This is a genomic window from Sinorhizobium sp. 8-89 (assembly GCF_030124325.1).
Taxonomy (GTDB): domain Bacteria; phylum Pseudomonadota; class Alphaproteobacteria; order Rhizobiales; family Rhizobiaceae; genus Sinorhizobium.
On the sequence record NZ_JASKLR010000004.1, the window covers coordinates 361,937 to 382,119 of the forward strand.

The 20,183-nt window shown below is 61.1% G+C and carries 17 protein-coding genes; 7 read left to right on the forward strand and 10 right to left on the reverse strand.

The features are described from left to right. Window positions 1–95: 95 nt before the first annotated feature. The 4 genes from purU to hmgA form a co-directional block, all read right to left on the reverse strand. Window positions 96–980 carry a formyltetrahydrofolate deformylase gene (purU, locus tag QN219_RS11755; RefSeq protein WP_283999835.1) on the reverse strand — a complete coding sequence of 295 codons (885 nt, stop codon included), beginning with the start codon at window positions 978–980 and terminating at the stop codon, window positions 96–98. Between the two features lie 170 nt (window positions 981–1,150). Then, window positions 1,151–1,792 (reverse strand): maleylacetoacetate isomerase, encoded by a 642-nt coding sequence (maiA, locus tag QN219_RS11760; RefSeq protein WP_283999836.1) that lies wholly within the window; start codon window positions 1,790–1,792, stop codon window positions 1,151–1,153. 30 nt (window positions 1,793–1,822) lie between these two features. Continuing rightward, window positions 1,823–2,839 (reverse strand): fumarylacetoacetate hydrolase family protein, encoded by a 1,017-nt coding sequence (locus tag QN219_RS11765; RefSeq protein WP_283999837.1) that lies wholly within the window; start codon window positions 2,837–2,839, stop codon window positions 1,823–1,825. 84 nt (window positions 2,840–2,923) lie between these two features. Continuing rightward, window positions 2,924–4,285: a homogentisate 1,2-dioxygenase gene (gene hmgA, locus QN219_RS11770; RefSeq protein WP_283999838.1), complete on the reverse strand. Its 1,362-nt coding sequence runs from the start codon at window positions 4,283–4,285 to the stop codon at window positions 2,924–2,926. Window positions 4,286–4,407: 122 nt separating this feature from the next. Here hmgA and QN219_RS11775 point away from each other — a divergent pair, with 122 nt between their 5' ends. After that, window positions 4,408–4,881 carry a MarR family transcriptional regulator gene (locus tag QN219_RS11775; protein ID WP_283999839.1) on the forward strand — a complete coding sequence of 158 codons (474 nt, stop codon included), beginning with the start codon at window positions 4,408–4,410 and terminating at the stop codon, window positions 4,879–4,881. Here QN219_RS11775 and QN219_RS11780 read toward each other — a convergent pair. Further along, entirely contained in the window at window positions 4,878–5,357 is a 480-nt protein-coding gene (locus QN219_RS11780) for an Lrp/AsnC family transcriptional regulator (protein WP_173508993.1), read from the reverse strand. The two genes, QN219_RS11775 and QN219_RS11780, sit on opposite strands and share 4 nt — an antisense overlap. 132 nt (window positions 5,358–5,489) lie before the next feature. On the opposite strand from QN219_RS11780, the gene hppD reads away from it, so the two are divergent. Next, window positions 5,490–6,602: a 4-hydroxyphenylpyruvate dioxygenase gene (gene hppD / locus QN219_RS11785; protein WP_283999841.1), complete on the forward strand. Its 1,113-nt coding sequence runs from the start codon at window positions 5,490–5,492 to the stop codon at window positions 6,600–6,602. A gap of 145 nt (window positions 6,603–6,747) precedes the next feature. On the opposite strand, the gene QN219_RS11790 is transcribed toward hppD, so the two are convergent. Beyond that, on the reverse strand, window positions 6,748–7,533 hold the full coding sequence (locus QN219_RS11790; RefSeq protein WP_283999843.1) for a response regulator transcription factor: 786 nt from the start codon (window positions 7,531–7,533) through the stop codon (window positions 6,748–6,750). Window positions 7,534–8,556: 1,023 nt separating this feature from the next. On the opposite strand from QN219_RS11790, the gene QN219_RS11795 reads away from it, so the two are divergent. From QN219_RS11795 to QN219_RS11815, 5 genes are all read left to right on the forward strand, one after another. Next, complete coding sequence (locus tag QN219_RS11795; protein WP_283999844.1) at window positions 8,557–9,264, forward strand: hypothetical protein; 708 nt, start codon at window positions 8,557–8,559, stop codon at window positions 9,262–9,264. Window positions 9,265–9,409: 145 nt separating this feature from the next. Beyond that, on the forward strand, window positions 9,410–11,497 hold the full coding sequence (locus tag QN219_RS11800) for a hypothetical protein (RefSeq protein WP_283999845.1): 2,088 nt from the start codon (window positions 9,410–9,412) through the stop codon (window positions 11,495–11,497). A 21-nt stretch (window positions 11,498–11,518) separates the two neighbouring features. Beyond that, window positions 11,519–13,612, forward strand: a complete 2,094-nt coding sequence (locus QN219_RS11805) for a type I secretion system permease/ATPase (protein WP_283999846.1) — start codon at window positions 11,519–11,521, stop codon at window positions 13,610–13,612. Continuing rightward, window positions 13,609–14,958 carry an HlyD family type I secretion periplasmic adaptor subunit gene (locus QN219_RS11810; protein ID WP_283999848.1) on the forward strand — a complete coding sequence of 450 codons (1,350 nt, stop codon included), beginning with the start codon at window positions 13,609–13,611 and terminating at the stop codon, window positions 14,956–14,958. The genes QN219_RS11805 and QN219_RS11810 overlap by 4 nt, the downstream gene beginning before the upstream one ends. A gap of 11 nt (window positions 14,959–14,969) precedes the next feature. Continuing rightward, entirely contained in the window at window positions 14,970–15,464 is a 495-nt protein-coding gene (locus tag QN219_RS11815) for a hypothetical protein (RefSeq protein WP_173508986.1), read from the forward strand. A 30-nt stretch (window positions 15,465–15,494) separates the two neighbouring features. On the opposite strand, the gene QN219_RS11820 is transcribed toward QN219_RS11815, so the two are convergent. The 4 genes from QN219_RS11820 to QN219_RS11835 form a co-directional block, all read right to left on the reverse strand. Continuing rightward, window positions 15,495–16,319, reverse strand: coding sequence for a bifunctional allantoicase/(S)-ureidoglycine aminohydrolase (locus QN219_RS11820; protein WP_283999849.1), 825 nt, complete (start codon window positions 16,317–16,319; stop codon window positions 15,495–15,497). Between the two features lie 134 nt (window positions 16,320–16,453). After that, window positions 16,454–17,893: an amidohydrolase family protein gene (locus tag QN219_RS11825; RefSeq protein ID WP_283999851.1), complete on the reverse strand. Its 1,440-nt coding sequence runs from the start codon at window positions 17,891–17,893 to the stop codon at window positions 16,454–16,456. Then, entirely contained in the window at window positions 17,886–18,980 is a 1,095-nt protein-coding gene (locus tag QN219_RS11830) for an amino acid ABC transporter permease (protein ID WP_283999853.1), read from the reverse strand. The genes QN219_RS11825 and QN219_RS11830 overlap by 8 nt, the downstream gene beginning before the upstream one ends. Beyond that, on the reverse strand, window positions 18,980–20,128 hold the full coding sequence (locus tag QN219_RS11835; RefSeq protein ID WP_283999855.1) for an ABC transporter permease subunit: 1,149 nt from the start codon (window positions 20,126–20,128) through the stop codon (window positions 18,980–18,982). The genes QN219_RS11830 and QN219_RS11835 overlap by 1 nt, the downstream gene beginning before the upstream one ends. Window positions 20,129–20,183 lie beyond the last annotated feature (55 nt).

Consider the following 20,183-nt stretch of genomic DNA (forward strand, 5'->3'; position numbering starts at 1 on the left):
TTCCCCAAGAGAGAATCGAATCGGAGATAATCACGCGGGAAATCAGTATGTTACGGCCGTTGTGGCGCGTCCGGAAAGACGCGCCACAGGGGACATCAGCCCATCCGCTCCGACGCGTAGGAGCCCGGGCTCGGCGGGAAGACGACGACGCGGTTGCCGTTGATGAAGCAGCGGTGGTGGATGTGGGCGTGCACGGCCCGGGCCAGCACCTGGCTTTCGACGTCGCGGCCGATCGAGACATAGTCCTCGGCGCTCTGGGCATGGGTGATGCGGGCAATGTCCTGCTCGATGATCGGACCCTCGTCGAGATCGGCGGTGACATAATGCGCCGTCGCGCCGATCAGCTTGACGCCGCGCTCATAGGCCTGCTTGTAGGGGTTGGCGCCCTTGAAGCTCGGCAGGAAGGAATGGTGGATGTTGATGATCCGGCCCGACATCTTCTTGCAGAGCTGATCCGACAAGACTTGCATGTAGCGGGCGAGCACGATCAGTTCCGCGCCGCTCTGCTCGACGATCTCCATCAGCCGCGCTTCGGCCTGCGGCTTGTTCTCCTTGGTCACCTTGATGTGGTGGAAGGGGATGTCGTGGTTGACGACCACCTTCTGGTAGTCGAAGTGGTTGGAGACGACGCCGACGATGTCGATCGGGAGCGCGCCGATCTTCCAGCGGTAGAGCAGGTCGTTGAGGCAATGGCCGAAACGCGACACCATCAGGAGCACCTTCATGCGCTCCTCGGAATCGCGGATCTCCATCGTCATCTCGAAACGCTTGATAACCGGCGCAAAGCCTTCGCGCAGTTCCTCCAGCTTCGCGCCTTCCTGACTGATGAAGGTGAGGCGCATGAAGAAAAGGCCCGTCTGGAGATCATCGAATTGCGAGCTATCGCTGATGTAACAGCCTTTTTCCGCAAGATAGCCTGTGATGGCAGCGACGATGCCGCGGGTGGATTTGCAGGTGACGGTCAGCACATAGCTTTTCATCGATGGGTCTCTCGTTCTTGAGGTGTTTCCGGCGCCCCCTTATACGGGCAGTCACGCGAAAACTAGCGTGGCGATCTCAGCCCCGCCGATCCATTCGCGACATCGGCTGGACGGAACAGGTCACGACCAGCCACGCGGAGAGCTCCGCTATGGAGACTTGGGGACGCAGGCTAGGATTTTGCTCGATCGGGATGCGCGCTGACAAAGGCCTCGATCTGAGCACAGCGAGCGTCGATGGCGACGATCCTCGGGCAGGTCAAAAGATCGACGTCCCAGCGCCGTGCGTTGTAGACCTGCGGTACAAGGCAGAAATCCGCCATGGTCGGCCGGTCGCCATGGCAGAACTCCCCGGTCGAGGGGTGATCCAGCATACGCTCGACTGCAGCAAGGCCTTCGCCGATGAACTTCTTCATCCACGCCTGGCGTGCGGCCTCGCCGTCCCCGGCATTGGCCATGACGTAGGCAATTACCCCGAGATTGCAGACAGGATGGATATCCATGGCGATGGCATAGGAAAGCGCACGCACCCTCTGCCTGCCGACCGCATCGGCCGGCAGGAAACCGCTGCCCTCCCTCGTCTCCGCCAGGTACTCGATGATCGCCAGCGACTGGGTAAAGCGTTCGCCATCGATATCGAGCACCGGCACCAGTCCCTGCGGATTGCGGGCGAGATGTTCCGGCCCGCGATGGGCTTTGGCGAGGAGATCGACCGGAACGGAGGCATAGGTCTCGCCGAGCTGGTTGAGCGCGATCCTCACGCGATAGCTCGCCGACGAGCGCCAGTAGTCGTAAAGAACGGTTTCGTTCGCCACGGTTGCCTCCCGGCCGTTTACCTCGCCTCGTCAGGCCCGGTCGGATTTTTCGACCGTCTGCTCGATGGCGCCGAAGATCGAATGACCGGTGCGGTCCTTCATCTCGATCCGGACCACATCGCCGAATTTGAGGAAGTTCGTCCTCGGCGCGCCGCTGTCGATCGTTTCGATCATGCGGATCTCGGCAATGCAGGAGTAGCCGGCCCCGCCGTCGGCGACCGGCTTGCCCGGCCCGCCGTCGAGCTTGTTGGAGACGGTGCCGGAGCCGATGATCGTACCGGCCGAAAGCGGGCGGGTGCGGGCCGCATGGGCGATCAATTGCGGAAAGTCGAACGTCATGTCGACGCCGGCATTGGCGCGACCGAAGGGCTTGCCGTTGAGATCCACATGCAGCGGCAGGTGCAATTTGCCGCCATCCCAGGCATCGCTGAGTTCGTCGGGCGTCACCGCGACCGGCGAGAAAGCCGATGACGGCTTCGACTGATAGAAGCCGAAACCCTTGGCGAGTTCGGCGGGAATGAGGCCGCGCAGCGAAACGTCATTGACCAGCATGACGAGGCGGATCGCCTTGCGCGCCTCGTCGAGGCTGGCGCCCATCGGCACGTCATCAACGATAACGGCGACTTCGCCCTCCATGTCGATGCCCCAGGCCTCGTCCGCCATTACGATCGGATCACGCGGCCCGAGAAAGCCGTCGGAGCCGCCTTGGTAGATCAGCGGATCGGTCCAGAAGCTCGCCGGCATCTCCGCGTTGCGCGCTTTCCTGACAAGCTCGACATGATTGACATAGGCGGAACCGTCCGCCCACTGGAAGGCACGGGGAAGCGGCGATGCAGCATCATGCTCGTGGAAACGCATTGTCGGCTGGGACCCGGTCTCGATGCCTTCGGCGACGCGCGCGAGCCGCGGCCCCGCATGCGCCCAGTCGTCGAGCGCGGCCTGAAGCGTGCGGGCAATGTGGCCCACCTCGGAACAACGGGTCAGGTCTTTCGAGACCACGACGAGCTTACCGTCGCGGGTGGAATCTTTCAGCGTCGCGAGTTTCATAGGCTGGTGTTTCCCGGTGTGTTCTGTTTGATCCGCGCCGGACGGCGCGGATTTGAAGAGCATGTCACGGATTGCAGCTGGAAGTCACTTGATTCCCGGCGTTCCGTCGAATTTCCGTTCGAGGCCGGCCCAGCAATCGATGTAGTCGTCCTGTAGCGTCTCCAGCTCGGCGGCGAACTTGGTCAATTGCTGCGGGAAACGGGTCTCGAACATGAAGGCCATGGTGTTGTCGAGCTTTACCGGCTTCAACTCTCCGTTCGACGCCTTCTCGAAACCGCTGGCATCGGGTCCATGCGCCAGCATCATGTTGTGCAGGCTCATGCCGCCCGGGACGAAGCCTTCCTCCTTGGCGTCATAGCGGCCAAGGATCAGCCCCATGAACTCGCTCATGATGTTGCGGTGATACCAGGGGGGACGGAAGGTGTGTTCGGCAACCAGCCACCGCGGCGGGAAGATGACGAAGTCGACATTGGCCGTGCCCGCCTCGCCCGAAGGCGCGGTCAGTACGGTGAAGATCGACGGATCGGGATGGTCAAACAGGATCGCGCCGACCGGCGAGAAGGTCTTCAGGTCGTATTTATAGGGCGCGTAGTTGCCATGCCAGGCAATGACGTCAAGCGGCGAATGGCCGATTTCGGTGACATGGAAGGAGCCGCACCATTTCACATGGACATGGCAGGGCATTTCCTTGTCTTCGTAAGCTGCAACCGGGGTCTTGAAATCACGCGGGTTGGCGAGGCAATTGGCGCCGATCGGCCCGCGATCTGGCAGCGTGAACTTCGCGCCGTAGTTTTCGCAGATATAGCCACGCCAGATCTTTTCCTCGCTGAGCCGAGTGACCTTGAACATCGTCCCGCGCGGCACCAGGCAGATTTCCGAAGGTTCCACGTCCATCTTGCCGAGTTCGGTGAAGACGCGGATCGCACCCGTCTCCGGCACGATCAGCAGTTCGCCATCGGCATTGAAGAAGTAATCGTCGACCATGTCGGCGTTGAAGGCATAGGTGTGGGCTGCCATCCCCGCCTGCGTCAGGACATCGCCGGCGGTCGTCATGGTGCGGATGCCTTCCAGGAAGTTCAGCTTCTCCGAAGGTGCCGGAAGCGGGCTCCAGCGCAATTGCCCGAGCGCCAGCGAATGCTGAGCTATGTGCGGCGCCGTCTTCCAATGCGGATAGTCGATCTTCTTGAAACGTCCGGTGTGCCTGACGCTCGGGCGAATGCGATAGAGCCAGGAGCGCTCGTTTGTGCCGCGCGGCGCAGTGAAGGGAGAACCGGAAAGCTGCTCGGCGTAGAGACCATATTCGCATTTTTGCGGACTGTTCTGCCCCTGGGGCAGAGCGCCCGGCAAGCCTTCGGTCTCGAAATCGTTGCCGAAGCCGGGCATGTAATTCAGCTCCTGCTCGTCCAGCGACGATGCGCCCGACTGCTTCTTTGCCTTCTCCAACATGACGCGGACCTCCATTTGCCTCCGGAGCGCCGCGCTCTCAGCAATTTCGCTTGAAAGCGGGCGCCCCACATATTAGTTACAATCGTAACTATCGATTTTGTAACTATCAAGGACGGCCGATCATGACGCTGCCCGAGTTCGAGCTGGAATCCTTTCTGCCCTATCGACTCAACCGCGCGGCGGAGTTCATCGCGCTACGCTTTGCCGCACAGTACAAGGCGCGATACCAGCTGACCCGGCCAGAATGGCGCACGCTCGCCGCGCTCGGCAGTTCCGGACGCAGCATGACGGCGACCGAAATCGGTGTGCACTCCTCCATGCACAAGACGAAAGTGAGCCGCGCCGTTTTCGGTCTCGAGCAGCGCCGCTGGCTGAAGCGGGAGGAAGACGGCCGCGACCGCCGTCTCGAGCATCTGGCGCTCACGCCGGCTGGCCTTTCGGCCTACGGCGAATTGACGGAACTTGCGCGCGCCTATCAGGCCGAACTGAGTGAGACCCTTGGAGCCGACAACATGAAGGCGCTTTCGAAGGGGCTGCGCGCCGTGGAGCGGGCAATCGTGCGCTCGGCGGGATACGCTCGCCCAAGCAAGATCTAGCCCTTCATACGCTCCGGAATCGGCAGCCCCTCGAAACTCTTCAGCGTCTCGAGCACGATCGACGTTTTCACATGCTGGACGCTGTCATGCGGCAGGAGCACGTCGTTGACGAAACGCGAAAGCCCGGCCAAATCGGGGGTCACGACGCGCAAGTGATAGTCCATTTCCCCTGTCAGCGCGTAGGCCTCCAGAACTTCGGGCAAGCCGGAGACCAGCTTGCCGAAGCGCTTGGCGTTGTCGCGATTGTGCGTGGCAAGCGTTACCGAGATCACCACCATCAGATCGAGTCCCAGCTTCTGCCGGTCGATCTGCGCCTGATAGCCGGTGATATAGCCCTCGGCCTCCAATCGCGAACGCCGCCGCGAACATTGGGACGGCGAAAGCGCGATGCGCTCGGACAATTCGTTGTTGGTCAGATGTCCGTCCCGCTGCAATTCGCTGAGGATCTTGAGATCGAAACCGTCAAGCTGCTCCATTCATGCGCCCTCGGCTGCTCTGCCGCACAATTCATGCGTTGAATCGTCAAAAACACGCAAGAATACAAGCATCATGCATCGGATCTGCGCCATACTCCAGCAAAGTTTGGAAGAATGAAGAGGAGGCTTCCGATGGGCCCGTTCCCGCACGACGCACCACCCCCGAAAATCAGCGCAGACAACCCCGCCGGGACGGACGGCTTCGAGTTCGTCGAATTCGCGCATCCCGAGCCGGAGAAGCTGAAAGAACTCTTCACCCGCATGGGATATACAGCCGTCGCCAAGCACAGGACGAAGGACATCACTGTCTGGCGGCAGGGCGATATCAATTATATCCTCAACGCCGAGCCGGGCTCCCATGCCATGCGCTTCGTCGACAAGCACGGCCCTTGTGCTCCGTCGATGGCCTGGCGCGTGGTCGATGCGAAGCATGCATTCGAGCACGCCGTTTCCAAGGGCGCCGAGCCTTATACCGGCAACGACAAGTGCCTCGATGTTCCGGCAATCGTCGGCATTGGCGGTTCACTCCTCTATTTCGTCGAAACATACGGCGACAAGGGCTCCGCCTACGATGCCGAGTTCGAATGGCTGGGCGAGCGCGATCCGAAGCCCGCGGGCGTCGGTTTCTATTATCTCGACCACCTGACCCACAACGTCTATCGCGGCAACATGGACAAGTGGTGGGCGTTCTATCGTGAACTGTTCAATTTCAAGCAGATCCACTTCTTCGATATTGACGGCCGCATCACCGGCCTCGTCAGCCGGGCGATCACCTCGCCTTGCGGCAAGATCCGCATCCCCTTGAACGAGTCGAAGGACGACACCAGCCAGATCGAGGAATATCTGAAGAAGTACAAGGGAGAGGGTATCCAGCACATCGCGGTCGGGACCGAGGCGATCTACGACGCGACCGACAAGCTGGCCGAAAATGGCCTCAAGTTCATGCCCGGACCGCCGGAGACCTACTACGAAATGTCGCGCGAGCGCGTCCACGGCCATGACGAGCCGATCGACAGGATGAAGAAGCACGGCATCCTGATCGATGGCGAGGGCGTGGTGAACGGTGGCATGACGAAGATCCTGCTGCAGATCTTCTCGAAGACCGTCATCGGACCGATCTTTTTCGAATTCATCCAGCGCAAGGGGGATGAAGGATTCGGCGAGGGCAATTTCCGCGCCCTGTTCGAATCGATCGAAGCCGATCAGATCCGCCGCGGCGCACTCGGACCTCAGGCGGCCGAATAGCCTTGCAGCACCGCGCGTCCGACAGGACCCGCGGTGCTGTGGGATTAGGAAAGATGCGCTAACGACCGAGAAACGCGAAAAAGCCTCTCGCCTGGCGGCGAGAGGCTTTTCATCCAATGGCGCCGCGCGACGCCGCGAACCAGCGTCAGTTACGCCAGCGCGAGCCTGGCCGCGCTTCAGACAGGTCCGCCTCATGCGTGAAATAGCGCGAAGCGGCTTCCGTTCGGTTACGCACGTTCATCTTCTTATAGATGTTGCGCACATGAACCTTGACGGTGTTTTCGGACAAACCGAGACGATCGGCGATGATCTTGTTCTGCGTCCCCATGCAGATCAGGTCGAGAATCTGCACCTCGCGCGTCGTCAGCATGCCGATGTGCGCATCACGCTTCGGCTCCGGAACAACAAAGGGTTCGACCGCGGCTTCCCGCCGGGCACCGAGCGCGCCGCCTGCAAGCCCCACCGGCGCCAGGCGCCGGAGCAGTGCAGCCGGAAAATGCTCGCCGCCCTTCATCAGAAGGTCGATGACGGTCAAGCAGACGTCCAGATGAAGGTTCAATGGCAACACGCCGTGAATCAATCCTTCATCGACAAAGCCGGCAATCGACGAATCGAGCGCATCGGCTTCTTCGACCACGAGCCCGATCGAGGCCTTCGGATGGAATTCATGAATCATCCGGAGAACGGACGGAAAAGTCGTCACCGGTATGCGGTAAAGCATGACCAGACTGACATCGACGAGGTTTCCGTCAAGCAGGCCCTCGGGGTCGGACAGGCTCACGATGTCCTCGCCTGGAAATCGCGCGCCGACCGCCTGCATCAGGCATTCAGCGAACAGATCCACCTTGGCGAGCATTACGATCTTATTTTTCTTAGGTAATACTTTGTTGTTGTCTTCAAAATCGCTCACGTTCGAGCTCGTACGGTACATTTATCCCCTCCTTGGGAATTCCCATTAATTTTACGGGAGTTCTAACCCCACTGGGAGCAAGCCCATGTTTGAAAAATTTCTTCAAATACTGCGGAAAGTGACGAATAAAAATTTGCGATAGCTAATGTATCGTAAAGATGGGGGATGCGAAACCACCCAAAAGGGTTAGGCGCTCGCCACATTCGCGTCTAAATCGTTCGAAAACGAACCAATTTTGGGCTAATCGCCCGAAAGCCGCCAGCTGAAGGGGCCATTTCGCATGCTCAGTCAAACACCCCTGGTTTTCAAGGGGGGCTTGCGAACGAGAATTGCAAGGCCGATCGAGACGCACGGACGGTCGCCCGGCTTTCGGTGGGGGAGCAACGGCGGCCATCGCCATAGCTACAACGGGTTATAGTCATGCCGCACAGAATGCCGCCGGCAGGGTTCCAGGGTGATCAAGACCGGCACACCGCGTGTCCCGCGACAACGTCGATGGCGTCAGTCTAACAGTTTGATTCCCCGCATGAATCTTCATTGCCAGCCTGTCGTCTCCGTAATTGCGGGTCAGCTGCCGGCCGCGCCACCCTAAATCAGGTCGCGCGGGATTCGCAAGTATTAACATTGTCTTAACGGCGTCCCCGGTTTCGAGAAAGATTCAAAAAAGCCATTGAATACAAACGGCTAACCACAATTGATGTCTTTCGTTCCGCTGCGTTCGGGCCCACACTGCCACCGTCGCGCTTGAGTTTGCGCGGCCCACGGACTGCCTTTTGTTCCATGCGTAGCAGCCGCGGAGTACGTATATCGAGTTGCTACTCGACAATGCGAGAGTAGCCTGTATTTGTAGCACGTAGCAATTTATACAGAAGTACATACAAGCAAAGTATATTATGAAAACAATAGGGAATATATCGGAACCAAACAGACGAATTATCCTTGGTGATTATTCGTCTGAACTTCACAAGAGAGCCAGCCCCGCAAAAATCCTATAAAAGATGAAAGGGTTTCGGTGCTGGCTCCCTCTGAGGAGGGAGTTAGTAGATGGCCGATACCCCGTTAAAGAATTTTCGGGCCGACGACAGCATCAACACCGATGACGACTTGAAAATTGGCGCGCTCGCCGACGGTCTCGCGAGCGGCGGTGTCAATGACCCGACGGCCGATAGCGACGGGACGAGCCATGGCCGCGCTCCTGGCGGCGACAACAAGGCCGAAACCAAGGAGAGCAGTGATGATCGGGACAATCATCCTTGTTCCGACACGGAACTCGCGGCGCCGGACGAGGCCGGCGGCCCCGATAATTCCGGTATGACCGGTGACGTCACTCTCGATCTCGGCGGCGATCCCCTCTCCTCCAGCTTGAACCTCGATCACCTCCTGAACCATTCTCAGAGCGGTTTCGGGAACGATGGCGGTTTCAGCATCGTGCAGGCAAACAGCCTCGCCGACCAGGACCATGCCTACAGCATCAAAATGAACAGCAGCAATGCCGACAACGTTCCGGCCGCGGATGGCGGGCACGCGGAGAGCGGCGACGGGACGCATTTCGGCGCGATTTCCGGGTGGGATCTCAAGGTCGGCCACGAACTCGATGCCAGTTCCACGGCGGATCCTTCCGCGAGCCTTGCAAATGCGGGATTCCATCAGGAAATCGTTCAGGGTGCGAACCTCCTCAGCAACGCCGTCGATGTCAATGTCGTCGGCGGCGACGTGCGCGTAACCTCTATTGGGCAGGACAGCGACGGTTGATTGATCCTTGCACAGCAAGTGTGCACGGGCCGATCACACCGGTGCACAAATGGACCGTTGATTTGGGATCGGTTCGACGCGCCTTGGCAATCGCCTGCTGGCCCGCCGGAGTCCTCCTTTGCTGTGGAAGGGAAGGATCGGGGTAATGCACGCGGAGAGGGTCAACGAAATTGTCGCGCATTTCCTTGGGCTGTTCGAGACGGCGAGCGACGAGGTACGCGTAAGGCATCAATATCTGCAGGGCAGCGAAACCTGGAAGCCCGCGCCGGAGGACACCGGCAGCGATACGCCGTTGCCCGATTTCCAGTGCTCTTTCGAGCTGAAGGACTACGATCCGGACATTTCGTATCAACCATCCGACTACCGGCTCGAGGGCTTCGATATAGCCGGACGCTCGCAATTCTCCGACAATACGCCCCCCGATGCCGTCTCGCTGGACGACTTGGCAATCGAGTCCAGGCTTTTCAGCACCGTGGCAGGCCCGTCCGGCATCGCACCGGACCACGTGGCGCCGCACCATGCGGCACCGGAGACCGCGCCGGTCGTTCAGGAGGGCACAGGTTCGGTCAGCGGTGAAATCCAGCAGGTCAACCTCCTTCACGACGACGACGTCCTCAACATGAACGGTTCACCGATGGCCGCCCGTGACGCGAGCTCCGTCACCGAAAAGCTCGCGGAATATGTGGAGGAAGCGACAAACGCCTCACCGCTCGCGCAATTGGGCCAGATCGACAGTTCCGAGGCGCTTTCGGCACTTGCCGCGCATCTCAAGGCCCTCGCCGCGACTGTGCGCGCCGACGAGCCGCAGCAGTCGGACGACCCCGCCACGCCCGTGGACCAGACGTTATCCACGACAGTCGCGCCGGCCGATCTGCCGGAAGATGACCGCGGCACAACGGTTCTCGCCGCGGACGACATCGAAGGCGTCCGCGTGAACGGCGCGCATGTCGAGGTCCTTCCGGAACTCGCCGACTTTCTGTCCGCCGGCGCGAATGGCGCCATTCAGCCGAACAGCGACAACGGCAGCGCGCTGGAAGTCGAGGCGGGGGCCAACGAGGTGGGCACCTTCGCAAGCATCGTCAGTGCCAGCGCAACGGCATCGGTCACGGTTGTGATGGGCGACTACCATCAGATCGACGTCATCTCGCAATCCTACGTCTATGCCGACAGCGATGAGGCGAATGGCCCATTCGCCGCGGGCGCTTACGAAGCCGTCTCGCAAGCCATCGCCATGAACATCGCGAATTTCGAGCGTCATGAGTTCGAGGCAGCGGCAGGGGAGGCGGCAGGCGCCGAAGGCCAGTTGTCGGCCTTCCCGACGAGCTGGCGCGTCAATGTCATCGAGGGCGATCTGTCGATCGTCCACTGGATTGAACAGTATAATTACGTCAGCGACAACGATACGGTCTCCATTACGACCAACGGCGCGGAAACGACCGTGCTCACGGGCGGCAACGTCGCGGTCAATTTCGCCTCGTTCGTCGATTTCGGCACCCAGTACGACCTTGTAGTCGTGGGCGGCCATGTCCTGGACATGAACCTCATCAGCCAGGTTTCGGTCCTGTACGACAACGATCAGATCCAGGGAATCTCCGCCGGCAACGGCATCACTCTTGATGAAGGTGGCAATCTCGTCTGGAACGCGGGATCGATCGAGAACATCGGCGACAACGAGCGCTTCGAGAGCGTTCCGGACTACATGCACCAGGTCGTCGACAATATTCGCGAGGGCACGAGCGACCTGCCGGAAGCACTGGCGAATGACCAGGACTTCGCGGGTTACTCGAGCCTGCACGTTCTCTACGTCACCGGCAATCTCTATGACGTCAACGTCATCAAACAGGTCAGCATTCTCGGTGACGCCGACGCCGTCACCTACACGGCCGGCAGCACGCCGGAAGAAGGACTCGACACCGAGGTGACCGTTCACGTTAGCAGCAATACGGTGGTCAACGTCGCCCAGATCATCGACTACGACAGTTTCGGCCAGACGACCTATGTCGGCGGCGAGGTCTATTCCGACACCATCCTCATCCAGTCCGGGATTGTCGACATCGGCCGCGATGGTGACACGCTGAGCTTCCAGCCGGACGGCCTTGTAAACGAGGTCATTGCATTTGTTGGCGAGGACGACCCGGCACCCGGCATCGGCGAGCGCGTCGGCGATACCGCCAACGGGACATCGTGGTGCGACGGTCAATGGAACGACGTCATGCACACGGTACTGACATAACGACGTTCGCGAGGGAGTGCCATGAACGACCTGTCCAAACGGTATGTCGATGAAGGCAAACCGTTGTCGCGCTCGGCACCGGAGCTGAATCTACCTGGCACGCCCAAGGTTCCGCCCATCAACTCTGCCTTCGAGGAACCCACAACATCCGATCGCGACACCGAAGGCCCACCGCATCGGGACCAGCCGGGCACCGAAAAGAAAAAGACGCGCGGCAACGAAAGCGGCAAGCGCGACGAGTTCAAGACGCGACCGGGCCGGCCGCTGGCGCCGACGATCAACAATGAGCCGGGTCCCTTCAGGGATGGGGACCGTCGTCCGACCGCGCGCGATGGCGGCGGCAAGGCCGGCGACAACGGCGGAGAGGGCAAGGATGCGTTTCACAGACGGACGGGACCGGTAAACTTCGCCACAAGCCTTCACAACTGCCTCGCGGCCGTCCAGCGCAACATGCTGGTCGTCATCGTCTTTACCGTGGCGATCAACATTCTCGTCCTCGCCATCCCGATCTACCTGTTCCAGATTTCCGACCGGGTGCTGACAAGCCGGTCTCAGGATACGCTGCTCATGCTGACAGTCGCCGTTCTCGGCGCCATCGTTCTGCAGGTCGTTCTCGACGCCATCCGCCGTTTCATTCTGATGCGTACCGCCGTCGAAATCGAGGTGCAACTCGGCGCGCCGATCCTCAGCGCCGCGGCGCGGGCATCGCTGCACGGCAACGGGCGAGACTACCAAGTGCTTAGCGACCTGCAGCAGCTTCGTGCCTTCATCACTTCCGGAACGCTCATCTCATTCCTCGACGCGCCGCTGACCCCGCTCTTCGTAGTCGTCGTCTATTTGATCCAGCCGCAGCTGGGGCTGATCGTCGTCTTTTGCTGCGTCGTCCTTTTCATCATCGCCTATCTCAATCAGAAGGCGACGACGCGACCCTTCAGCGAAGCCAATAGCCACCTCGGCCGCGCGAATTTTCATCTCGATTCGATGTCGCGCAATGCGCAGATCATCAATGCCTTGGCAATGATCCCGGAGGCGGTGAAGATGTGGGGGCACGAGACGGCTGCCTCGCTCAAGGCGCAGGTCTATGCCCAGGACCGCAACATCATGTTCGCCGGCGCCTCGAAGGCCGTGCGGATGTTCACCCAGGTGGCTCTCCTCGGCTGGGGAGCGCATTTGTCGATGATGGGCCATCTGACGGGTGGCATGGTCATCGCCGCCTCGATCATCGCCGGCCGCGCCCTTGCTCCGGTCGAAGGGGCGATCGAGGGCTGGAACCAGCTCAACCACTCGCGCGCGGCCTATAGCCGGATCAGGCAACTTCTCCTGGGTTCGCCGCTGAACTTTCCCCGGCTGTGCCTGCCGAACCCCGAGGGCCGGCTCGACGTCGAACGTATCCTCTTCGTGCCCCCGCCGCAGAAGCGCGTGATCCTCAACGGCATATCCTTCTCGCTCGCAAAAGGCGAAGCGCTTGCCATCATCGGCAATTCCGGCTCCGGCAAGACGACACTCGGCAAGATGCTGGTCGGATCGATCCTGCCCACATCCGGCAGCGTCCGGCTCGATCTCATGGACCTTAGAAACTGGGACCAGCGGCAGTTCGGCGAAAGCATCGGCTATCTTCCGCAGGACGTGCAGCTCTTTCCGGGCACGATCAAGGCGAACATCTGTCGCATGCGTGACGATGTCGAGGACGCGATGATCTACGACGCGGCCGTGCTTGCCGACGTGTATGAACTGATCGCCACGTTCCCGCAGGGCTACGAGACAGTGGTCGCCGCAGACGGCGCCCCCCTCTCCGGCGGGCAGAAGCAGCGTATTGCGCTCGCGCGGGCCTTCTTCGGCGGTCCTAAATTCGTCGTTCTGGACGAGCCGAATTCCAATCTGGACAGCAATGGCGAGGCGGCCCTTGCGCGCGCGCTTCTCCACGCGAAGAAACAGGGCATCACGACGGTTACCATCACCCAGCGCCCGGCCCTCTTGCAATGCGTCGACAAGATCATGGTGCTCAATGAAGGCACCGTTGCGATGTTCGGCGCGCGCAACGAAGTTCTCGCTGCACTTGGCGCGGCGACGAATGACGACCATGCAAAGCCACGTATTCGTGGAGATCGTCGATGAGCCAGAGCAGGAAAGGCGCAGATCCGCACAATGCGGCGGAGTGGTACTCCGAGGTTCCCCGGTCGATCAGGCTCCATAGCTTCGCGGGCCTTGCCCTGATCGCGGCGTCCTTCGGCGGCTTCGGCTATTGGGCCTTTGCCGCACCGCTGGCGGCTGCGATCATTGCCCAGGGAAGCTTCGTCGCCAACGGCAACAACAAGATCATCCAGCATCTGGAAGGCGGCATCATCGAGGAACTGCTGGTCGACGAAGGAGACAAGGTGAGAGCCGGAGATATTCTGGTGAAGCTCGATCAGACCCCGGCGCGTGCCAACGAACGCATGCTCAACCTCAAGCGCCTTCGCCTGGAAGCGGTGGTCGCGCGGCTTCGGGCGGAAGCGATGGGCAGCGACACCTTCCAGGTACCGGACATCGTCGCCGAGCAGGCGGACGATCCGGACGTACGGGCGATCATCGAAAGCCAGAACGTCAATTTCCAGAGCAAGAAGATCAGGCTGCAGGATCAGTTGAACCTCATCGACCAGAACATTCGCTCCCTTGAATTTCGCGCCAAGGGTTACGAGCTGCAGCGCGCATCCTTCAACAAACAGATGGAGATCCTGGCGGAAGAGCGGCAATCCAAGAGCAGGCTGGCGGAAAGGGGCCTGATCAGACGGCCGGAACTCCTCGCCCTCGACCGGGCGATCGCCGACGCGATCGGCGAGATCGGCCGGCTTGAGTCGGAGGTAAAGGAGAGCAACACCCAGATCGATCGCTATCGCCAGGAAGCCGTGATTGCCATCAATACCAACAAGCAAACCGCTCTCGACGGTCTGGAGGCGGCCGAAGCCGACCTCGATGCCGTGCGCGAGCAGGTCCGCGAGGCGGCCGAGGTACTCGACCGCGCCACCATTCGCTCGCCCGTCGACGGAACGGTCGTACGCAGCTACTTCCACACGGCCGGCGGCGTGATCGCGACCGGAAAGCCGATCATGGAAATCCTGCCGGCGAACGTGCCGCTGATCATCGAGGCGCAGGTGCTTCGAACAGCCATCGATCAGCTCAAGGTTGGCGAGGATGCAACGATACGCCTCTCGGCGCTGAACCGCCGAACAACGCCGGTTCTGAGCGGCAAGCTATTCTATGTCTCGGCCGACTCCATCGAGGACACGGCCGGCGGACAGCAACGTGATGTCTACATCGTCCGCGTGGAGGTGCCCGCCAGCGAGATCAATCGAATCCACGGGTTCCATCCGGTGCCCGGGATGCCGGCTGAAATCCTGATCACGACGTCCGAGCGAACTTTCTTCGAATACCTGACGAAGCCGATCACCGACAGCATGTCGCGGGCATTCAAGGAAACCTGAGGGGAAGCGTCATGGCGGCGGCTCAGGAGGTGCTTTTGCAGGTCGGTCGACTGAACTACGTCTGGACCAACACCGAAAGCCTGTTGATTTACATCATCGCGCACCTGCTGAAGGTCGACAAGGAGTCGGCCATCATCGTCTTCCTGACGCTGAACACGACACGCGCGCGTATCGACCTCACGGAGCGCCTGGCGAAGCTGCCGGCGACCTCGCCGCAAACGCGCGACGAGGTGCTGTCGATCACCGAGCGGCTGAAACAGCAGTCGAAGATGCGCAACAAATACAACCACTGCATCTACTCCTTCGATGAACAGGGAGCGATCTCGAGCACGCAGTTGATGCGGTTGGTCGAGGGCGAGAAGGAGGTTCGCTACGGCAAGGTGGAGCAACTCGACGCGCGCGAACTGGCGCGCCTCGAAAATGCGATTCGCGAGATTACCGACATCAGCAAGGCCCTCTGGGCGTTCATCCGCTCACGCCCGAATTTCGACGAACGGCTGATCTGACGCCCTCTTTGGTGAAGCGACCGACCTGGCCTATCGCGACAGGCGCATATGCCGATTGACGTCCTTGTAAAGCAGGTAGCGGAAATTGCCCGGGCCGCCAGCGTAGCAGGCCTGCGGGCAGAAGGCGCGCAGCCACATGAAGTCGCCCGCTTCGACCTCGACCCAGTCCTGATTCAATCGATAGACGGCCTTGCCCTCGAGAACATAGAGCCCGTGCTCCATGACATGCGTTTCGGCGAAGGGAATGACCGCACCCGGTTCGAAGGTGACGATGGTCACATGCATATCGTGGCGCATATCCGCCGGATCGACAAAACGCGTCGTCGCCCACTTGCCGTCGGTGCCGGGCATGGGCGCGGGCGCGATATCAGCCTCGTTGGTAAAGAACGCTTCCGGGGCCTCGAGCCCCTCGACCGCTTCGTAGGCCTTGCGAATCCAGTGGAATCGCGCGGGCACGTTCCCATGATTGCGCAGCCGCCATGCGCCGGCCGGGGGGATGAAACCGAAACCGCCGGGGCGAAGCACATGCTGGCGACCGTCGAGTTCGACGGTGATCTCGCCTTCCATGACGAAAAGCGCGCCTTCAGCCGCAGGATCGAGTTCCGGCCGATCGCTGCCGCCGCCCGGTGCCACCTCCATGATATATTGGGAAAATGTCTCGGCGAATCCGGAAAGCGGACGCGAGAGGACCCAGAGGCGCGTGTTTTCCCAGAAGGGAAGATAGCTCGTGACGATGTCCATCATCACGCCCTTCGGAATTACCGCATAGGCCTCCGTGAAAACCGCACGCCCGGTAAGGAGCTCCGTCTGCATGGGCGCGCCACCCTTCGGTGCGAAGTAAGTCCGTTCAACCAACTCTCGTCCTCCACGACATTCAATTTCGGTGTTCGGTCCACCGTCTACATCTTCCGCAAGCGAAATGCAGCAATTCAAACTGCTACAGCGACCCTTGCGCGTCTGACAAGACGCGCGCGCTATCGACGCAACGCTTACATCGACGGCAAGGAACGCGGCGCCAGCGTCGCGCTCGACCGTCGGGCCGGATCGTTGGCGCCGAGCCGGCGAACCGCAAAATCCTGAGCCTCCTGAAGCTGCTGCAGCGCGCCCTCGTAGTCGAGATTGGTGGGCCTGCCTTTCTCGACGACAAGTGCCCCGTCCACGTAGACCGCGTCAACGGCGCGTTCCGCCGCACAATGCAGCAGATTGCGCAGCGGATCATAGACCGGCTGCATCGCGGCATGCTTGAGATCGACCAGGAAGAAGTCCGCCTTGGCACCGCAGGCCAGGCGTCCGATGTCCTGGCGCCCGAGCGCCCGCGCACCCGCAAGCGTGGCGGCCTCGAAGACGCCTGCGGTTTCGACATCGAAGACGGATCCGCCGGCGATGCGGGCACAAATCATCGCCTGGCGCATCTCTTCCAGCATATTGAACGGATAGCTGTCGGTGCCGAGCGCGACGTTCACGCCGCTTCGCCGGTAACGGCCGAGCGATTGCAGCACCATTCCACTGCGCGCAAAGGTGACCGGACAGTGCGCAACGCTGGCGCGGCGCTCGGCCAGCAGCGCCAGGTCAAGCTCAGTGCGCTGACGCGTCCAGGCATGGCTGTCGACGAAGATGCAATGGCCGATGATGAGATCGTCAGCGAGCAGTCCGAGTGCGTCGAGATATTGGACGGCCGTCAGCCCGTTACGCCGCAGCAGTTCCTCGTGCTCGGCCATCGTCTGCGCCGCATGGACCGTTATCGGCACCCGGCGGGCGCGGGCGGCCTCCGCCGCATCCTGGAGAAGTTCGGCCGAGCAGGTTTCGATCTGCGAAGGCGAAACGATCCCGCCAAGACGGCCTGAAGGATGCTCCTGCGCGGAATCGACGACTTCGAGGGCGCGGGCGAAGGCTTCGCGTCCCCGGCCCTTGTCCCAGATGAAATCGAGACGACGGCTTTGCTCGACGTGCCAGGAAGCTTCGCGAAACCCCGGCGCGACATAGGCGCGCGCGCCGCTCTTCGCAAGCGTCGGCAGCCACGCGTCGTGCGGGGCGGCGATATCGATGAGCGTGGTTACGCCGCTGCGCAGGAGGTCGCCCAGCATCACCGTCAACGACGCTTCCAGCGCATCAGGGCTGATCTCGATCAGGTTCGAGTATTCGTAAAGCGCGTTGCCCCAAAGGGCGGCCGTGCCGGCATCCTCGAACAGGCCCTTGGAGATCGGCTCCTCGCCCGAGTGGCAATGCACGTTGACGAGACCGGGCAACACCATCTTGCCCTTGCCGGAAATTTCCTCGTCGAAACCGCCATCATAGCGCCCGCCGACGTGGATGAAGCCGTCCCCATCGAAGGCGACGTCGCCGTCGGATAGATAGATATGGCCCTCAGTCCCCTGATCGAAGGCGACGATCGTGTCCGTGTTTCGAATGACCCGAATGTTCTTACGCATGTGTGATCCTGAAATGCTGCTCCAGAAAACGGCTGTAGATTCCCATCAGGGCGCTGAAGGCGAAATAGACGGCGGCTGCGAAGACATAGCCCTCGAGCACGGCGATGCCCTGCCATTCCGGGTCACGGAGCGCTGAGCGAACGGTGTCGAGAAAGTCGAGAAGGCCGACGATCGTGACCAGCGTCGTATCCTGAAAGAAACCAATGAACAGCCCCACCATCGGCGGAATGACTTTCTTCAGCGCCTGCGGAAGAACGATCTTGCGCATGACCTGCCAGTAGTGCAGGCCGAGCGAATAGCCCGCCTCGAACTGCCCCTTCGGAACGTCCTGCAGGCCACCGCGGACGATCTCCGCGATGTAGGCGGAGGCAAAGAGGATGATCGCCACCTGCGCGCGTAGCAGCTTGTCGACAGTCACGCCATCCGGCATGAACAGTGGCAACATGACGGTCGCCATGAACAGGATGCTGATCAAGGGCACGCCCCTGACAATCTCGATAAAACCGACCGCGAGCACGCGAATGGCGGGCAGGCTCGACGCCCGCGCAAGCGCTAGCCCGATGCCGAGCGGCAGCGCGCAGGCAAGGCCGACGAAGGACAACATGAAGGACAGGGGCAATCCTCCCCACTTCGACGTCGGCACATCGGAGAGGCCGAAGAAACCGCCGGCCATCAGCACATAGAGCAACGGCAATATGGCTATGACCCACGCGCACAGCAGAGCGCGGGACCAGAAGCGCGGGATCATCGAGACGAGACAGCTTGCAAGGAGAACAAGCAGGGCAACGAGCGGCCGCCATTGTTCCTCGAACGGATAGAAGCCGAAGACCATGTAGCGTAGCTTCTCTGCGACGAACGGCCAGCAGGCGCCGCTGCTTGCCTTGCAGACGGCGGCATCGCCATGGAAAACGGCGTCGATGAACAGCCAGCCGAGGGCGAGCTTGGCGCCCAGAAAGATGAAGGCGATCGACAGCAGGCTGACGAGGGAATTTGCCGGCGTCCCGAAATAGGGTGCGAGCAGACCGAAACGTCGCGCTGGAGCTGCGGGCCTCAGGACCGGTGCCGAAAGGGTTTGAGTGTCGGCCATCAGCGCTCCTTCAGCGCGACGCGCGCATTGTACCAGTTCATCGCCAGGGAAATGACCGTGGACAGGCCGAGATAGACGCCCATGAAAATGGCGATGGTCTCGATCGCCTGCCCCGTCTGGTTCATGACCGTATTGGAGACCATCACCAGATCCGGATAGCCGATCGCGATCGCCAGCGAACTGTTCTTGAACACGGTCAGGTAAGTGTTCGTCAGCGGCGGCACGATCAGGCGAAGCGCCTGCGGGAGGACGACGAGCCGCATGGTCCGTGAACGGGAGAGACCCAGAGCTGCCGCAGCCTCCCATTGTCCCGGTCCGACGGCCTGGATCCCGGCGCGAACGATTTCGGCAACGCTCGCGGAGACGCTGAGCATGAGCCCGAAGAGCAGCGCGACGAATTCCGGCCGCACATGCAGCCCTCCCGTCAGGCGAAACCGGCCGGCCTCCGGAACATCCCAGGCGACCGAGACCGCACCAAACATCCAGAGGAGAAGCGGAGGGGCCAGGAACGTGAGAAACGCAATTGCGGTGCCGTGGTTCGATCGTCCGGTGACGATGCGCTTTTGACGAGCGATACGATGGATGAGAAGGGCGGCAGCGGCGCTGGCCGCGATGGCAATGGCGATGGCGGTGCTGCCCTCACCGAGGACCAGCGCTGGCAAGACCAGGCCGCTATTGGAAAGATAGACGCCCGGCAGCACGTGAAGCGCCTGCCTGACCGGCGGAAAGACCAGGATGATCAGCGAATACCAGAGAAAAAGGTAGAGCAGCAGCGGCACATTGCGCAGCACTTCCACATAGGCAAGCGCCAGGCGCGCAAGCAGCGGGTTGCGTGACATGCGCGCAACGCCGATCACGAGCCCGAGAAAAGTGCCGAGCAAGGCGGCAAGGGCCGAGACCTTCACCGTGTTGACAATTCCGACCAGGATCGCCCGGCCTATGCTGTCGGTCGGCTGGTAGGCAACGGCGGCCTCGCTGATGACGAACCCGGCCTGACGCGCCAGGAAGCCGAACCCGGTCGCGATATTCTGCTTGGCGAGATTGTCGCTTGCAGCGGAGAACATCGTCCAACTGGCAAACGCCACAAGAGCTATCGCACCGAACTGATAGCAGAAGGCGCGGACCCGCATATCATTCAAGAACACCATGACGACCGCCGCGTTACCGAGAGGCACATGAAAGGATCGACACTACAGCGCCGCG

Bases quoted from the DNA above. Each gene is read 5' to 3' on its own strand.
- purU (WP_283999835.1), bottom strand. From the start codon at position 980: ATGAAAAGCTATGTGCTGACCGTCACCTGCAAATCCACCCGCGGCATC.
- QN219_RS11765 (WP_283999837.1), bottom strand. From the start codon at position 2,839: ATGAAACTCGCGACGCTGAAAGATTCCACCCGCGACGGTAAGCTCGTC.
- hmgA (WP_283999838.1), bottom strand. From the start codon at position 4,285: ATGTTGGAGAAGGCAAAGAAGCAGTCGGGCGCATCGTCGCTGGACGAG.
- QN219_RS11775 (WP_283999839.1), top strand. From the start codon at position 4,408: ATGACGCTGCCCGAGTTCGAGCTGGAATCCTTTCTGCCCTATCGACTC.
- QN219_RS11780 (WP_173508993.1), bottom strand. From the start codon at position 5,357: ATGGAGCAGCTTGACGGTTTCGATCTCAAGATCCTCAGCGAATTGCAG.
- hppD (WP_283999841.1), top strand. From the start codon at position 5,490: ATGGGCCCGTTCCCGCACGACGCACCACCCCCGAAAATCAGCGCAGAC.
- QN219_RS11790 (WP_283999843.1), bottom strand. From the start codon at position 7,533: ATGTACCGTACGAGCTCGAACGTGAGCGATTTTGAAGACAACAACAAA.
- QN219_RS11795 (WP_283999844.1), top strand. From the start codon at position 8,557: ATGGCCGATACCCCGTTAAAGAATTTTCGGGCCGACGACAGCATCAAC.
- QN219_RS11800 (WP_283999845.1), top strand. From the start codon at position 9,410: ATGCACGCGGAGAGGGTCAACGAAATTGTCGCGCATTTCCTTGGGCTG.
- QN219_RS11805 (WP_283999846.1), top strand. From the start codon at position 11,519: ATGAACGACCTGTCCAAACGGTATGTCGATGAAGGCAAACCGTTGTCG.
- QN219_RS11810 (WP_283999848.1), top strand. From the start codon at position 13,609: ATGAGCCAGAGCAGGAAAGGCGCAGATCCGCACAATGCGGCGGAGTGG.
- QN219_RS11815 (WP_173508986.1), top strand. From the start codon at position 14,970: ATGGCGGCGGCTCAGGAGGTGCTTTTGCAGGTCGGTCGACTGAACTAC.
- QN219_RS11825 (WP_283999851.1), bottom strand. From the start codon at position 17,893: ATGCGTAAGAACATTCGGGTCATTCGAAACACGGACACGATCGTCGCC.
- QN219_RS11830 (WP_283999853.1), bottom strand. From the start codon at position 18,980: ATGGCCGACACTCAAACCCTTTCGGCACCGGTCCTGAGGCCCGCAGCT.
- QN219_RS11835 (WP_283999855.1), bottom strand. From the start codon at position 20,128: ATGGTGTTCTTGAATGATATGCGGGTCCGCGCCTTCTGCTATCAGTTC.